At 67.3% G+C, this 14,248-nt stretch carries 13 protein-coding genes and 1 tRNA gene; 11 read left to right on the top strand and 3 right to left on the bottom strand.

All coding sequences use genetic code 11. From position 1 onward, the window contains the following. The first annotated feature begins 22 nt into the window (after positions 1–22). On the top strand, positions 23–1,546 hold the full coding sequence (locus tag E3O65_RS04490; RefSeq protein ID WP_241985684.1) for an MFS transporter: 1,524 nt from the start codon (positions 23–25) through the stop codon (positions 1,544–1,546). A gap of 96 nt (positions 1,547–1,642) precedes the next feature. Here E3O65_RS04490 and E3O65_RS04485 read toward each other — a convergent pair whose 3' ends face one another. Next, the gene (locus tag E3O65_RS04485) at positions 1,643–1,894 is read right to left on the bottom strand and encodes a DUF6458 family protein (RefSeq protein ID WP_134362517.1); all 252 of its coding nucleotides are present in this window, start codon (positions 1,892–1,894) and stop codon (positions 1,643–1,645) included. Between the two features lie 102 nt (positions 1,895–1,996). Here E3O65_RS04485 and E3O65_RS04480 point away from each other — a divergent pair, with 102 nt between their 5' ends. From E3O65_RS04480 to E3O65_RS04470, 3 genes are read left to right on the top strand one after another with little or no spacing between them, the layout of a single operon-like run. Next, positions 1,997–3,070 carry a 3-isopropylmalate dehydrogenase gene (locus E3O65_RS04480; protein ID WP_134362516.1) on the top strand — a complete coding sequence of 358 codons (1,074 nt, stop codon included), beginning with the start codon at positions 1,997–1,999 and terminating at the stop codon, positions 3,068–3,070. Further along, positions 3,067–4,212, top strand: a complete 1,146-nt coding sequence (locus E3O65_RS04475; RefSeq protein WP_134362515.1) for a branched-chain amino acid aminotransferase — start codon at positions 3,067–3,069, stop codon at positions 4,210–4,212. Before E3O65_RS04480 ends, E3O65_RS04475 begins: the two co-directional genes overlap by 4 nt. Further along, positions 4,209–4,973 (top strand): fumarylacetoacetate hydrolase family protein, encoded by a 765-nt coding sequence (locus E3O65_RS04470; RefSeq protein WP_134362514.1) that lies wholly within the window; start codon positions 4,209–4,211, stop codon positions 4,971–4,973. The genes E3O65_RS04475 and E3O65_RS04470 overlap by 4 nt, the downstream gene beginning before the upstream one ends. 49 nt (positions 4,974–5,022) lie before the next feature. Here the strand turns inward: E3O65_RS04470 and E3O65_RS04465 are convergent, their stop codons facing one another. Continuing rightward, positions 5,023–5,628, bottom strand: a complete 606-nt coding sequence (locus E3O65_RS04465; protein WP_134362513.1) for a TetR/AcrR family transcriptional regulator — start codon at positions 5,626–5,628, stop codon at positions 5,023–5,025. A gap of 93 nt (positions 5,629–5,721) precedes the next feature. Here E3O65_RS04465 and E3O65_RS04460 point away from each other — a divergent pair, with 93 nt between their 5' ends. Both E3O65_RS04460 and E3O65_RS04455 read left to right on the top strand, forming a co-directional pair. Next, positions 5,722–6,741, top strand: a complete 1,020-nt coding sequence (locus tag E3O65_RS04460; protein ID WP_198411660.1) for an NADP-dependent oxidoreductase — start codon at positions 5,722–5,724, stop codon at positions 6,739–6,741. A 48-nt stretch (positions 6,742–6,789) separates the two neighbouring features. Next, positions 6,790–7,497 (top strand): type 1 glutamine amidotransferase domain-containing protein, encoded by a 708-nt coding sequence (locus E3O65_RS04455; RefSeq protein WP_134362512.1) that lies wholly within the window; start codon positions 6,790–6,792, stop codon positions 7,495–7,497. A 208-nt stretch (positions 7,498–7,705) separates the two neighbouring features. Here E3O65_RS04455 and E3O65_RS04450 read toward each other — a convergent pair whose 3' ends face one another. After that, on the bottom strand, positions 7,706–8,848 hold the full coding sequence (locus tag E3O65_RS04450; RefSeq protein WP_134362511.1) for an aminotransferase class V-fold PLP-dependent enzyme: 1,143 nt from the start codon (positions 8,846–8,848) through the stop codon (positions 7,706–7,708). Positions 8,849–8,966: 118 nt separating this feature from the next. On the opposite strand from E3O65_RS04450, the gene E3O65_RS04445 reads away from it, so the two are divergent. The 5 genes from E3O65_RS04445 to E3O65_RS04425 all read left to right on the top strand — a co-directional run bounded on the left by E3O65_RS04445 (position 8,967) and on the right by E3O65_RS04425 (position 14,137). Then, the gene (locus tag E3O65_RS04445; protein ID WP_134362612.1) at positions 8,967–9,884 is read left to right on the top strand and encodes a LysR family transcriptional regulator; all 918 of its coding nucleotides are present in this window, start codon (positions 8,967–8,969) and stop codon (positions 9,882–9,884) included. An 11-nt stretch (positions 9,885–9,895) separates the two neighbouring features. After that, complete coding sequence (gltX, locus tag E3O65_RS04440; protein WP_134362510.1) at positions 9,896–11,416, top strand: glutamate--tRNA ligase; 1,521 nt, start codon at positions 9,896–9,898, stop codon at positions 11,414–11,416. 140 nt (positions 11,417–11,556) lie between these two features. Then, positions 11,557–11,628: transfer RNA gene (locus E3O65_RS04435), tRNA-Gln, on the top strand. A gap of 287 nt (positions 11,629–11,915) precedes the next feature. Further along, entirely contained in the window at positions 11,916–13,121 is a 1,206-nt protein-coding gene (locus tag E3O65_RS04430; RefSeq protein WP_134362509.1) for a DUF4232 domain-containing protein, read from the top strand. A gap of 212 nt (positions 13,122–13,333) precedes the next feature. After that, a complete protein-coding gene (locus E3O65_RS04425; protein ID WP_134362508.1) occupies positions 13,334–14,137 on the top strand; it encodes a LysM peptidoglycan-binding domain-containing protein in 804 nt (267 codons plus the stop codon). Positions 14,138–14,248 lie beyond the last annotated feature (111 nt).

Below are 14,248 nucleotides of genomic sequence, written 5' to 3'. Positions count from 1 at the left end.
AGTCGTAACCGTGTCGAATTCCGTGCGTGATTTCATCCCCAGTGTTGCCCTGAGCCCGGTGATCAGCCCCCACCGCCGGTGGTGGGCGCTCGTCGTGCTCATGCTGCCCGTGCTTCTGGTCTCGATCGACAACACGGTGCTCAACCTCGCCCTGCCGGCCATCTCCGAAGCGCTGCGGCCCACCGGCACGCAGCTGCTCTGGGTGATCGACATCTACCCGCTCATGCTCGCCGGCCTTCTGGTGGCCATGGGCAGCCTGGGCGACCGGATCGGGCGGCGGCTGCTGCTCTTGATCGGTTCGGCGGGTTTTGGCCTGGTATCTGTGGTGGCGGCCTTCGCCCCAAGCATCGAGTGGCTCATCTTCGATCGGGCCGTGCTGGGATTCTTCGGCGCCATGCTGATGCCGCCGACACTGTCGCTGCTGCGGTCCGTGTTCACCGACCGCAACCAGCGCCGGCTGGCGATCGCCATCTGGGCAAGCGGTTTCGCCGCCGGCAGTGCGCTCGGCCCCGTGGTGGGAGGCGTTCTCCTGGAACACTTCGCCTGGGGGTCCGTCTTCCTGCTCGCCGTGCCGCTGCTCGTGCCGCTGCTGGTTCTCGGGCCGCTGCTTGTGCCGGAGTCCCGCGACCCGAACCCCGGACGCATCGATGCCCCGAGTATCGTGCTCTCCCTGGCGACCATGCTGCCGGTCGTCTATGGCATCAAGGCCGTGGCCGAGCACGGAGCAACGCCCTTCTCGGTCGGGCCGATCGCGCTCGGCCTGGCCGCCGGTATCCTCTTCGTGCGCCGCCAGCCTCGGTTGACCCACCCGATGATCGACCTCGGACTGTTTCGCCAGGGTGCCTTCAGTGGGGCAATCGGCGTGAATCTGCTCAGTGTGGTGGCCCTCGTCGGCGGGCTGTTCTTCGTTTCGCAGTACCTGCAGCTGGTACTGGCCCTCTCGCCGCTTGAGGCAGGCCTCGTGCTTGTGCCGGGGCTGGTGGCCATGATCGTGTCTGGCCTCGTGGTCGTGCCGATCGCCCGGCGCGTGCGTCCGTGGCTCGTCGTTCCGGTGGCGCTACTTATTTCGGCCAGCGGTTACGCGGCCGCCGCGCTGGGCGGGGCCGACCTCGATGCGACCGGCATCGCACTCGTTTTCGTGGCCCTCGGGATCGGCATCGGCGCGGCCGAGACGGTGTCGAACGAGCTGATCGTGGCGAACGCCCCGGCGGATAAGATGGGGGCGGCATCCGCTGTCGGGGAAACGGCGTACGAGCTGGGCGCCGTTCTCGGCACGACCATTCTCGGCACAATTCTGACGGCTTCGTACCGCAGTTCGGTCGTTCTGCCGGAAGCGCTCACGGCGGAGCAGTCCGCGGCGGCCGCAGAGACGCTGGGCGGGGCGGTGGCTGTGGCCGACGGATTGCCTTCCGGACTGGCCGAGGTGTTGCTCGGCTCGGCTCGAGAGGCCTTCACCAGTGGAATCGGGCCCACCGCCTGGATCGGGGCCGCCCTGGTGCTGACGGCGGCGTTCGTGGCACTGGTCACCCTGCGCAAGGCCACCTGATCGGCTGAGCGGCGCTGGGTCGGCGGGCGCGCCAGAGCCCGTGCCGACAACTTCATCGACACCGGCTCTGGCACGAAGACGGCGAACTCAGACGACTCAGACGTCGTCGACGGAACGCTTCTGCGAGGTGACCTGCTCGCCGCTGGCCGGGTCGACGGCGCTGCGGGTCGTGGTCACGCTGCTGCGCTTGCGGGTCAGCAGCACGATGCCGATGATCATGATGGCGGCACCGGCGCCCATCAGGATGTAGCCGACCAGCTCGATGTCCATCCACTCGACGGTTACGTTGAGGGCAAACACCATGATGGCGCCGACCACGAGGAGGAAGATTCCCAATCCGAGACTCATGCGGGACTGCTTTCTGTTGGTTGTCAGGAGTTGTCCAGCTTAGACACTCGATCCGTCGCAGTAGGGTTTATCTACAGCCAACTTCCAGACATACGGAGTCGAATGTCCCCTCTCATCAAGCTCGCTGTCATCCCCGGCGACGGGATCGGCCCCGAGGTCGTCGCCGAAGCGGTCAAAGTTCTCGAAGCGGCCACCGCGGCCGATGACGTCTCTTTCGACGCAACCTGGTTCTCTCTGGGTGCCGCACGGTTCCTGGAGACTGGCGATGTGCTCACCGATGAGGACCTGACGGCGATAGCGAGTCACGACGCCATCCTTCTCGGCGCCGTCGGCGGTGTGCCGGGGGATCCGCGCCTCGTCAACGCGAATATCGAGCGGGGTCTGCTGCTGAAGCTGCGCTTCTCACTTGACCACTACGTGAACCTGCGCCCGAGCGTTCTCTTCCCCGGCGTGCCCAGCCCGCTGGCGGCGCCAGGCAACGTCGACTTCGTCGTCGTTCGCGAAGGCACGGAGGGCCCGTACGTCGGCAACGGCGGGGCTATCCGCCAAGGCACCACCCACGAGGTTGCCAATGAGGTCTCCGTCAACACGGCCTTCGGCGTGGAGCGCGTGGTGCGCTACGCGTTCGAGAAGGCGCAGGGCCGGCCGCGCCGCCACCTCACCCTCGTGCACAAGACGAATGTGCTCGTCTTCGCAGGCAGCCTCTGGCAGCGGATAGTCAGCGCCGTCGCGGCGGAATACCCCGATGTGACGGTCGACTACCTGCACGTCGACGCGGCCACGATTTTTCTGGTCTCGAATCCGAGTAGGTTTGACGTCATCGTCACGGACAACCTCTTCGGCGACATCCTCACCGATCTCGCGGCGGCAATCAGCGGTGGCATCGGTCTCGCGGCCTCCGGGAACATCAACCCCGAGGGCAGGTTCCCCAGCATGTTCGAGCCGGTACACGGTTCGGCACCGGACATCGCGGGCAAACAAGTGGCTGACCCCACGGCGGCCATCCTTTCAGTGGCGCTGCTCCTGGCGCACCTCGGTCTCACCGATGCCGCAGCCCGGGTGAGTGCCGCCGTGACAGCCGACATCGTGGCCCGTGCGGCTCTCGGAATCCCTCGGAGCACCAGCGCCGTGGGCGACGCCATCGTGACTCGACTGACAGACAAGGGAATGCAATGAGCCAGACACAGGTCGGCCAGACATCCGGCACCACCACGTTTCCGTTGACGTTCAGCCTCACGCCGTCTACGGAGTCCCGCACGGCGGTCGAACGCGAGGAGATCCTCGCCGACCCCGGCTTCGGCAAGAAGTTCACCGATCACATGGTCGCCATCGACTGGACCATCAACAAGGGTTGGCATAACGCCCGCGTCATGCCCTACGGGCCCCTGCAGCTCGACCCTGCCTCCTCGGTTCTGCACTACGGCCAGGAAATATTCGAGGGGCTGAAGGCCTACCGCCACTCCGACGGGTCGATCTGGACCTTTCGCCCGGAGAAGAACGCAGAGCGTCTGCAGCGCTCGGGCCGCCGCCTGGCTCTGCCGGAGCTGTCCGTGGCCGACTTCATCGAATCCATCCGGCAGATCATCGCCGTCGACGGCGATTGGGTTCCCTCCGCGCCGGAGACGAGTCTCTATCTGCGCCCCTTCATGATCGCCAACGAGAGCTTCCTCGGCGTTCGGGCCGCGCACCAGGTGGGCTACTACGTGATCGCCAGCCCGGCCGGAGCGTATTTCGCCGATGGCGTGGCGCCGATCAAGATCTGGCTCTCGACCGAGTACTCGCGCGCCGGCCGCGGCGGCACCGGTGCCGCCAAATGCGGTGGCAACTACGCCGCCAGCCTGCTGCCGCAGATGCAGGCCTACGACAACGGATGCGCGCAGGTGCTCTTCCTCGACGGGGAGACCAGCAGCCGCGTCGACGAGCTTGGCGGCATGAACGTGTTCTTCGTGCACGGCACCGACAGGCTCGTCACCCCGCGCCTGACCGGTTCGATCCTGGAGGGCGTCACCCGGGACAGCATCCTGCAGCTCGCCCGGGACCGGGGCCTGACCGTGGAGGAGCGCGACGTGACTCTCGGAGAATGGCAGGACGGTGTGGCATCCGGTGCCATCACCGAGGTATTCGCCTGCGGAACGGCCGCCGTCGTCACCCCGATCTCCCAGCTCAAGGGGCCGAACCTCTCGATCGGCAACCCGGATGCCCCCGCCGGCAAGATCACGATGGCGCTGCGTCAGGAGCTGACTGACATCCAGTACGGCCGGCTGCCCGACCGCCACGGCTGGCTCACCCGCCTGGACACCCCGGCGGCACAGTCGTGAAGATCGCGCGGTTCAGCGTCGATGGGCTCATTGCGTTCGGCATCATCGATGACGACGAGATCGTGGTGCTCAAGGGCGACCCGATGTTCGCCGGGTATGACCCCACGGGGCAGCGGGTAGCCCTGCGCGACGTGAAGCTGCTCGCCCCGGTGATTCCGCGCTCCAAGATCGTCGGCATGGCGTGGTCCTACTTCGCCGACGAGGCAGAGCAGGCCGCCGCCGATGCTGGCGAGCCGAAATTCTTCCTCAAGCCGAACACCTCCGTGGTCGGCCCCGGCGACGCGATCGTGCTGCCGGTGTCGTCGGGCAACGTGCACGTTGAGGGCGAACTCGCGATCGTGATCGGCAAGATCGCGCGGAACGTGTCCGTCGCCGACGCAGAGGACGTTATCTTCGGCTACACGATTGCGAACGACGTCACCGCCCGTGACCTGCAGGAACGTGACGGCCACCTCACCCGGGCCAAGGGCTTCGACTCGTTCTGCCCCCTCGGGCCGGTCATCGACACCGAGTATGACTGGACCACATTCACCGTGGAGTCGCTCATCAACGGTGACGTCTTCCAGAAGGGCACGGCGGCCCTGCTCAAACACACCGTCGCCGAGACGGTGTCCTTCGTCTCCCAGGTCTTCACGCTGCTGCCGGGCGACGTTATCCTGATGGGCGCCCCCGACCGGTCCGCCTCCGTTGTGCATGGGGACGCCGTGCAGATCGAGGTCCCTGGTATTGGCACGCTGTCGAACCCGGTGCACCGCCCCTGAACGGATGGCGGTGGTCACGTTGCCGCCAACGGCGAGTCTCCGGGGAACCCTATGCGGTATCTTCGGGGAGCCAGGAGCGGATCTGCTCTATCGCCGTGTCGAGCAGCGCCACCGATTCGGTCGCGTTGACCCGGGCGAGCAGCATTGCGCTCAATCCCAGCGAGGCGAGGGTGCGGGCGCGCTCCGGGGCGCGGTCCAGCCTGGTGCCCGGTAGCGTGTCGGCGGCGCGGAGAGCGTCCTGCAGCGCGGTCGTCAGATCGGACCGGTAGCCGTCGACCACCTGACGAGCCAGGTCGTCGTGCCCGGCCAGTCCTGCGGCACAATTCACCAGTAGGCAGCCGCGCCGGGGGGAGTCCTCCGGCAGTGCGGCGACCGCCGATCGGAGTTCTGTGAAGTACGTCAGCAGGGAGGTCCGACCGATTCCGGCGCCGGTCAGGGTTCGCAGCCGGGGGCGGATGACGGTGACCTGGTAGTCCTCGACGGCCGCGTCGAAGAGGCCACGCTTGCTGCCGAAGGCGTGGTAGATGCTGGACCGCCGGAGCCCGGTCGCGTCTTCGAGTTCAGCGAGGGACACCATGTCGAAGCCCCGGTCCCAGAAGAGGTCCCGGGCGGCCTGTACTACGGTGGTGCGATCAAAGCTCTGCAGCCGGCCCATGGTGGTTCCTCCATTTTTCCTGTGAGTGGTTTTGTGTATCGCTCAGTACACAATATATTAGACCATCCGTTACAAAAAGCAGAGGAGTCACTAGTGGCCTCGTCCATCACCAGCACCCAGATCCAGCTCGTCGCCCGTCCCACCGGTTGGCCGACGAATGCCGACTTCCGCACTATTCGCGTCGACCTGCCAGAGCTGACCCCCGGCCAGGTTCGCGTTGCCAACGAGTTTGTCTCGGTCGACCCGTACATGCGTGGCCGGATGAGCGACGCGAAGTCCTACTCCGCGCCGTACGCGCTGAACGAGACGATGACGGGTGGGGCCGTCGGCCGCGTTATCGATTCCGCCTCGGACGCGGTTGCGGTAGGCGACGTGGTCGTGCACCAGTTCGGCTGGCGCGACCTCGTGCAGGGGGACGCCGCCGACTTCCGGGTCGTTCCCGAACTCCCGGGTGTTCCGCTCTCCGCCTATCTCGGCGTGTTGGGTATGACTGCCCTCACCGCCTACGTCGGGCTGCTCGAGGTCGCCGGGCTCAAGGAAGGCGACACCGTCTTCGTCTCCGGCGCGGCCGGTGCCGTGGGCAGCATGGTCGGCCAGATTGCGCGGCTCAAGGGCGCGAAGCGCGTGATCGGCTCCGCCGGGTCGGCCGAGAAGGTCGCCCTCCTGACCGAGAAGTACGGCTTCGACGCGGCCTTTAATTACAAGGACGGCGACATCGCCGAACAACTCTCCGCGGCGGCACCCGGCGGCATCGACGTCTACTTCGACAACGTCGGCGGGGACCACCTGGAGGCGGCGCTGGACAGCTTCAACGATGGGGGACGCGCCGCTCTCTGCGGGGCGATCTCCGTGTACAACAACACCGAGGCCGCCGGTGGGCCGCGAAACCTGGCGAACATGATCGGCCGCGGGCTGACCCTCAAGGGCTTCATCGTGGGCAACTATGTGCAGCACTTCTCCGACTTCTCCGCCGACATGGCGGGGTGGCTCGCCGCGGGCGACGTCGTCTTCGACGAGACCGTGGTCGACGGCATCGACCACGCGGTCGACGCCTTCCTCGGCCTCATGCGCGGTGAGAACACCGGCAAGATGGTCGTCCGCACGAACGTCTGATTTTCCCCGCAGCATCCCTTTCTTTCGATCACAATCTCTGGAGAACCCATGAATTCCGTACTTTTCGTCGTCAGCGCTTCTGACCACTGGACCCTCAATGACGGCAGCCTGCACCCCACCGGCTACTGGGCCGAAGAGCTTGCCGAGCCGCACCGTCTGTTCACCGAGGCCGGCTGGCAGATCACCATCGCGACTCCCGGCGGCGTCGCTCCCACCATCGACGCGGGCAGCCTGACACCCGCGGCCGCCGGCGGAGAAGACCGAGCCGCGGCGATCGTGGCCTACCTCGACACGATCGGCAGCGAACTCGACGAGCCGCGCTCGATCAGTGACGTGACGGTCGCCGACTATGACGTGGTCTTCTACCCCGGTGGACACGGCCCGATGGAAGACCTGGCCGTCGACGCCGTCTCCGGACGCATCATGACCGAGGCCCTCGACTCCGGCCGCATCCTCGGCGTGGTCTGCCACGCCCCTGCCGCGATGCTCGCCGCTGAGCGGGCCGACGGCAGCTGGCCCTTCACCGGCTACCGGATGACCGGCTTCACCGACGAGGAGGAGACCCTCGGCGGTCTCGCCCCGAAGGCGAAGTGGCTCGTGCAGAGCCGCCTGGTCGAGTTGGGCGCCGTCTTCATCGCCGGCGAGGCGTGGGGCGAGCACACGGAAATCGACCGCAACCTCTACACCGGCCAGAACCCGGCGTCCTCGGCCGCGCTCGCCGGCGAGATCATCGCCGCCGTCACCGCGAAGAAGTAACCGATCCCCAGCGGGTCCGATGCAAGCCCGAACGAATTCGACGGAGATATTGCCGACAACGGCGTTTTTGGAGTCAAAAACGGGTGCTTGACCCAAAATCTCCGTCGAATTGGTTCGATGTCGGGCAGAGCGCGTCGCCTGTGATCCAGCGTGGCCAGGCGGCGCGGCCGGCCCCGACCGGCAGGCGGTCGTGGGCGTTGAGATCCAACTAGGGGCGGAGCGCCCGCAGAGCGTCGGTGACGTCGTCCTCGTCGTTCCACAAATGGAACGCCACGCGCACCCGGCCGGCCCGGCCCGACGCGGTGAGGCCCGCCCGGGTGAGGCGGTCGAGGTCGACGCCGCCGGCATCCGGCCAGGTCACGATCGCTTGGCCTGCCGGGGTGAGCTCGAGGCCGGCGCAGAGCGCATCGCCCAGGGTCACGGCGTGGTCGCGCACCGCGGTCAGGTCAAGCCGGCCGAACAGGTCGAGCGCGGGTTCGGCGCCCACCCAGGCGTTCCAGGTGGGGGAGACGTCGAAACGGCGCGCGTCGGTCGCGAGGTCCATGGTCGGTCCGTAGCAGGATGCCCACGGGTCTCGGCCGGCATACCAGCCCGCCTGCACGGGGCGCAGCAGGGCGGCCAGACCCTCTTTCACAGTGAGGAAGGCCACGCCGCGCGGGGCGCAGAGCCACTTGTAGCTGTGGCAGATGCTGGCGTCGAAGACGGATGCGTCCACCGGCATCCACCCGGCAGCCTGCGTCGTGTCGCAGAGAGTGAAGCTCCCGTGAGCACGGGCGGCGGCCACGATCAGCGCAGTGTCGGCGATGGCACCTGTTGCAGACTGCACGAGCGAGAACGCCACCAGCCAGGTGTCGTCGGTGATCCCTGCGGCTAGCTCGGCGAGAGGCAGATGCCGCACGGTGACCCCGCGGTGCGCCTGGCTGAGGAACGGGAACACCATCGAACTGAAGTCGCCGTCGACGCAGAGCACCTCGGCGCCGTCGGGCACACTGGCGGCGAGCAGTCCGGCTAGCACGGATGCCTGCGACCCGATCGCAACCCGGCTCACCGGCACCGCCACCAGCCCCGCATACGCGTGCCGTACTCGCTCGACCACCGCGGCGTAGTCCGTGGCCGAGGCCCGCCCGGACGCCCACGCCTCGGCGTCCGCGCGCAGGGCCGTCTCCGTCTCCCGGGTCGGTAGCCCTAGCGTGCAGGCGGCCAGGTAGCCGCGGCCGCCGCGGAATCGATTACGCGCCTCGCTTACGCCGATCCGATCAGGCAGTGCAGGCACTCCGGCCTGCCGGCCGGGCACGTCACCCGACAGCGCAGACAGCGACGAACGGGACGTGGGGGAGTCGCTCTGGATCATATTTCCAGCATGGGACCGGCCGCATCCATTCAACAATGCCCAGTCATTGAGGCAAACCATAAGCAGACATTATGATTTATACGTGCCCACCATCGCCTCCCCAGAACTCGATTCCACCATGCTGCGCGTTGTGGGTGCCCTCGCCGACCACGGCTCGATCACGGCAGCGGCCGCGGCCCTCGGTTACAGTCAGCCCGCCGTGAGCCAGCAGCTCAAACGGCTCGAACGGCGCATTGGTCTGGCCGTGATCGAACGCGTCGGCCGCGGTGTTCGGCTCACCGACGCCGGCCGCCTGCTCGCCCGGCATGCCGACACGGTGAGCGGGGCCCTCGACACCGCCGCGGAAGAGCTCGCCGAACTGAGGGGCCTGCGTGCCGGCCGGGTGCGGATCGCGGCGTTCCCCTCCGCCTCTGCGACGATCGTGCCGCGCCTGCTTGCCGACCTGCGCCGCCGCCATCCTGGAGTCAGCGTCACCTATGTCGAAGCCGAGCCGCCCGAGGCGGTCGCCTTGGTGCGGCAGAACCAGGCCGACCTTGCGATCACATTCAGCTACCCCGGCGACCGGGTCGACCCGCATCGCGACAGCGCGGAGGGTTTGGTCGTGACCCGACTCCGGCGCGACGAGATGATGGTCGTGCTGCCGGTCGGCCACGCGCGGGCCGGCGACGCGGCCGTCGACCTTGGCAATCTGGCCGAGGAGAACTGGATTGGCGGATGTCCGCGGTGCCGCGGCCACCTGCTGGAACTATGCGGACACAGCGGCTTCACGCCGAAAGTGTCCTACGAGACCGACAACGCGGCCGCCGTGATCGGACTCGTGGCAGCAGGCATCGGAGTGGCCATGCTGCCGGCGCTGGCGCTCGACTCGGTCGGCGCGCAGCCGCTGGTCGCCATTCGGCCCACCCGCGGACGCGACCAGCGAACCCTGCACGCGGTCACGGCGACCGGGGCCGCCGGCGTGCCCGCCATCGCCGCCACCCTGCGCCGGTTGGCAGTGCTGGACTCGCCACCCGCGTCCACGCGCCAAGCCAACTAGAATCGGATGTGATGTCTGAGACTATTGCGCACCCGTTCTCCACTGCCACCGGTACCGACGTTCGCGTTCGGTTCTGCCCTTCGCCGACCGGAACGCCGCACGTCGGCCTGATCCGCACGGCGCTGTTCAACTGGGCCTACGCCCGGCACACCGGCGGCACATTCATCTTCCGGATCGAGGACACGGACCCGGCCCGCGACACCGAGGAGAGCTTCGTGCAGCTCCTCGACGCGCTGCGCTGGCTACGCCTCGACTGGGACGAGGGCGTCGAGGTCGGCGGACCGCACGGTCCCTACCGTCAGTCCGAGCGCTACGACATCTATCGTGATGTGATCGAGCAGCTCAAGGCGTCCGGTCACATTTACGAGAGCTTCGCCACAGGCGAAGAGATTGAGGTGCGCAACGTCGCCCTCGGCCGCGATCCCAAGGCCGGCTACGACAACTTCGAGCGCGACCTCAGCGACGAGAAGAAGGCGGCCTTCCTTGCCGAGGGACGCTCGCCGGCGCTCCGACTCAAGGTGCCCGACACGGATATCTCGTTCGACGACCTGGTTCGGGGTGAGATCACCTTCCCGGCGGGCTCGTTCAGCGACTTCGTCGTGGTGCGGCCCAACGGTCATCCGTTGTACCCGTTCGTGAACCCGGTCGACGACGCCATGATGGGCGTCACGCACGTGCTGCGCGGCGAAGACCTGCTCTCCTCCACGCCGCGCCAGATTGCTCTGTACCACGCGCTGATCGACATCGGACTGGCCACGTTCGTGCCGCGCTTCGGGCACATGCCCTACGTGATGGGTGAGGGGAACAAGAAGCTCTCGAAACGTGACCCCGAATCCAACCTGTTCCACCACCGCGCCCGCGGCTTCGTGCCCGAGGGCCTGGTCAACTACCTTTCGCTGCTCGGCTGGTCGCTCTCCAGCGACCGCGACGTGTTCACGATCGACGAGATGATCGCCGCGTTCGATGTTGTCGACGTGTTGCCGAATCCGGCCCGCTTCGACCTGAAGAAGGCTGAGTCGCTCAATGGCGACCACATTCGGCTGTTAGACCGCGACGACTTCGCCATCCGGGTCATCCCGTACCTGGTGGCTGCCGGCGACGTGACCGAACCGCTCAGCGAGGTGCAGCAGGCCATCCTCCAGGCCGCCGCGCCGCTCGTGCAGGAGCGCATCGCTCTGCTTGGTGAGGCGCCCGCTATGCTCGGCTTCCTGTTCATCGGTGGTGACTCGCTGGTCTATCAGCCGGATGCCCTCGCCTCTCTCCCGAAGAACACGCGCGAGATTCTCGCCGCGTCCACGGGCGCGCTGCTCGACATTCCTGAAGCGGAATGGACCCATGACCGCGTGCACACCACATTGACCGAGACGCTGATCGACGGGCTCGCGCTTAAGCCGCGCGTGGCCTTCGGCCCCCTGCGGGTCGCGATTTCCGGTCGTCGCATCTCGCCGCCGCTGTTCGAGTCGATGGAGATTCTCGGCAAGGCGGAGTCCGTTCTTCGGCTCGCGCGTCTAGCGGCCAGTACTCTCGAGTGACGCTCGTCGCCGGGTGAGGTGCATCACGCCTGATCCGGCGAAGGGAGACAAGGCAATGACCGGCTGATTCCGCGCTCAGTTTGTCCCGGATCCCAGAGTGGGTTAGAGTTACGAGTCGGCCCGTTCTGCGGAATGGGTAATGGGGTATGGTGTAATTGGCAACACGACTGATTCTGGTTCAGTTGTTCTTGGTTCGAGTCCAGGTACCCCAGCAGTAGGAGGCGCAGGATTCCCCGGCGATATCACCCATCGCCCATCCTTCCCTCAAGGCCCGAAACGGGCCGAATTACCAGATACCCCAGGCAGCAGTGCTGGGTTGTCGTGCGGCCCGGACAGATACTGATCTGTCACGGCCCACGCGGATGGCTTCCGGTAGCGCCTACGCACCTTTTGGGTATCGACGCGACAACGCAGATTACTCCGACGTTCCTCACCCAGCACGAACTGTCCGAGTTGCTTCGACTCCCCGAGCGCACCCTGGTTGACGTAGTCTCTGGGGATGACAAGGCCCGGCCACAGACCATTTTTCTGGATTCCGGCGTCCGTCGCTGCCGCGTGGTGGGTCATGTGCGCCGGCGGATTCGGCTTCCTGACCTGGTTCGCTCTGGTGCCCAACGCGTTCGTGAAGCACCTCCTGCCGGAAACGATTCCGCGCAGCGTCTGGTTCTGGTCCTGGCCGTGGATCGCTCTCGCCCCTCTTGCCTCGGCCACCGTTGTCTTCGTGGTTTACCTGTTCCTGGCGCGCCTCATCGTCGACCGGACTGACGGATCGCGCACAGCCCGGTTCTTCGCCCTCTGGTTCGTGGCCGTTCTGACCGGCTTCCTCGCCACCCTCCCGTGGGTGATCAGCGCGATCGTTGCGGCATTCCCGCCGTCCCGCGCCGCATTCGTGCTCGACCCGGCCGGTGAGTCCGTTCTCCTCAGCGGGTACTGGGGGATCGCCTGGGGGTGGTTGCCGGCCCTGTTCGCCATGCGCCGCGCAAGGGTGCGCGCCCAACCGGCCCACCCGGCTCAGCCGGGCGCGGATGCCGTCCCGGCGTCGGCCGCACCCGGCCCGTTGCGCACGCGCCCGCTCGCCGTTCTTGGCAGCATCGTCGTCGTCGCCGTGATTCTGTCCGGTTTGGCGGCCGGTGCGGGGAGCCGGGCCGCGCGGCTCGATGCGGCGGCGGAGAACGCCCGCGCCAATGGGCACACCCTCGGCTCCGTGCCCGACCCGGACGTACCGGTCACGCCGCCGTCCACCATTGCGCCCGCAGTGGTCGAGCCCGCCGCTGACTGGTGCACGCCCGACCAGGCGGCGTTGCTACTCGGAGACGCGGACGCGGCAATGGGGCACCGCACCCTGTCGATCCAGGCGATGAACTTCACCGACTCCCCATGCACTCTCAGCGGTTACCCCGACCTCGCCTTCGCGGACGCGAGCGGGTCGGCCCTCGACGTCACTCTCGTGCACGGCGGATCGTTCATGACCACCGACGAGGGCCCCGTGCCCATCGTGGTTCCGGCCGGCGGCTACGCCATCGCCCGGCTCGGCTGGGGCGCCATGGCCACAGCGGATGTCCCCACGACCTACACGCTCTACGCAGCGCTCTACCCAGGCCTGGTTCGCGGTTCCTGGCCCAGCACTCTCGACATCGTCGCGGGCGGCGAAGTCTCCGTCACGGCCTGGTCGCTCACAGACGCCAGCCCAGACCCCCAGCCCTGAACCGGAGCCCGTCGAGACCTGAGCGTCAATTCCTGAGCGTCAAAACCTCGAGAAACTTTGAACGGTTGGTCTGAGCTTTCGCAGTGCCGATTCAGACAGAGCGATCGGTGCGTGCGATAGCGACTTCGGACGAGCCACCTCGTCCGTCGGGCCCGCGGCTCGCCCGGCGATGCGGCCGACTGCCATACTGGGTTCGGCGGGGAGGGGACCTGATGCCACGACTGACGACATCCGTTCTGGGGAGCATTGCTTTGGTGCTCGGACTGGTGGCCTGCTCGCCCCCGACAACCGAGACTCCACCGGTCGACACGACCGTTCACACGGATGCGCCGGCCCCGCCCGACCGTGCGGCCGACGTCGTCATCCCCGACGGTGTCATCGGCACAGCCGAGCTCACGTCGGCCTCGGGAGACAACGCCATCTCCGGAACCGTCGTCGTCACGGCGGGTGGGGGCGGATTCGACGTCGCACTGAAGGACTTCCACTCGGACGTCCCCGGAGGCTTGCAACTGTTCTTCAGCCCCTGGTCGGAGACCACGATCTGCCTGGCCGACATGCACAGCTTCTCGTTCGGTAACCTCTCCACGGACGCCGATCAGCCCGGGCTGAACATGGGCCCCAGGGACTTGTCCCGCGGCGACCCCAGCTACTACCTGACCGCCGTCATCACGGAGACCGACCCGACCACGACCGATCCTGACGGTTGCGTGCTTACTCCCCGGGCGGTCGGCACGATCACCTGGGACGTGCCGGACACCCGCCCCGGGCTGCTCGCCGTCGATACCGGCGCCCGGTTTGGCGCCGGCGGTGCCGCCGCTTCAGCCGATGGCGCCCCACTCTCCTACCGTGCGGTCGCCGGCGACACGCTCAACGACATCGCCGACCGCTTCGGCATCACGGACGACGACCTCGGCTTCCTCAACCCGCTCACCAGCCGCCAGCCCCAGGCCGGTGACGAGCTGAACCTCCGGGTGGCGCTGCGCGGCGGCGCCTCGGTCCCGCCACCCTCGAGCTGAACGCCGCTCCAGGACTGAACGGCCGCTGTCGCCCCCTATTGGGAACCCTCAACGGGTCTTGAGTAGGTCGATCTTGGGTGCGGGATCACTCCTCAGACGTGAGTGGGTTTC

It is taken from the genome of Cryobacterium breve (genome assembly GCF_004402375.1).
Classification (GTDB): Bacteria; Actinomycetota; Actinomycetes; order Actinomycetales; family Microbacteriaceae; genus Cryobacterium; species Cryobacterium breve.
The sequence above is the reverse complement of the archived record's forward strand: the minus strand, read 5'-3'. Positions and strand labels throughout refer to the sequence as shown.

What these genes read in the sequence shown, in the direction of transcription:
- E3O65_RS04485 (WP_134362517.1), bottom strand. Translation starts at nt 1,894, where the DNA reads ATGAGTCTCGGATTGGGAATCTTCCTCCTCGTGGTCGGCGCCATCATG.
- E3O65_RS04480 (WP_134362516.1), top strand. Translation starts at nt 1,997, where the DNA reads ATGTCCCCTCTCATCAAGCTCGCTGTCATCCCCGGCGACGGGATCGGC.
- E3O65_RS04475 (WP_134362515.1), top strand. Translation starts at nt 3,067, where the DNA reads ATGAGCCAGACACAGGTCGGCCAGACATCCGGCACCACCACGTTTCCG.
- E3O65_RS04465 (WP_134362513.1), bottom strand. Translation starts at nt 5,628, where the DNA reads ATGGGCCGGCTGCAGAGCTTTGATCGCACCACCGTAGTACAGGCCGCC.
- E3O65_RS04455 (WP_134362512.1), top strand. Translation starts at nt 6,790, where the DNA reads ATGAATTCCGTACTTTTCGTCGTCAGCGCTTCTGACCACTGGACCCTC.
- E3O65_RS04450 (WP_134362511.1), bottom strand. Translation starts at nt 8,848, where the DNA reads ATGATCCAGAGCGACTCCCCCACGTCCCGTTCGTCGCTGTCTGCGCTG.
- E3O65_RS04445 (WP_134362612.1), top strand. Translation starts at nt 8,967, where the DNA reads ATGCTGCGCGTTGTGGGTGCCCTCGCCGACCACGGCTCGATCACGGCA.
- gltX (WP_134362510.1), top strand. Translation starts at nt 9,896, where the DNA reads ATGTCTGAGACTATTGCGCACCCGTTCTCCACTGCCACCGGTACCGAC.
- E3O65_RS04430 (WP_134362509.1), top strand. Translation starts at nt 11,916, where the DNA reads ATGACAAGGCCCGGCCACAGACCATTTTTCTGGATTCCGGCGTCCGTC.
- E3O65_RS04425 (WP_134362508.1), top strand. Translation starts at nt 13,334, where the DNA reads ATGCCACGACTGACGACATCCGTTCTGGGGAGCATTGCTTTGGTGCTC.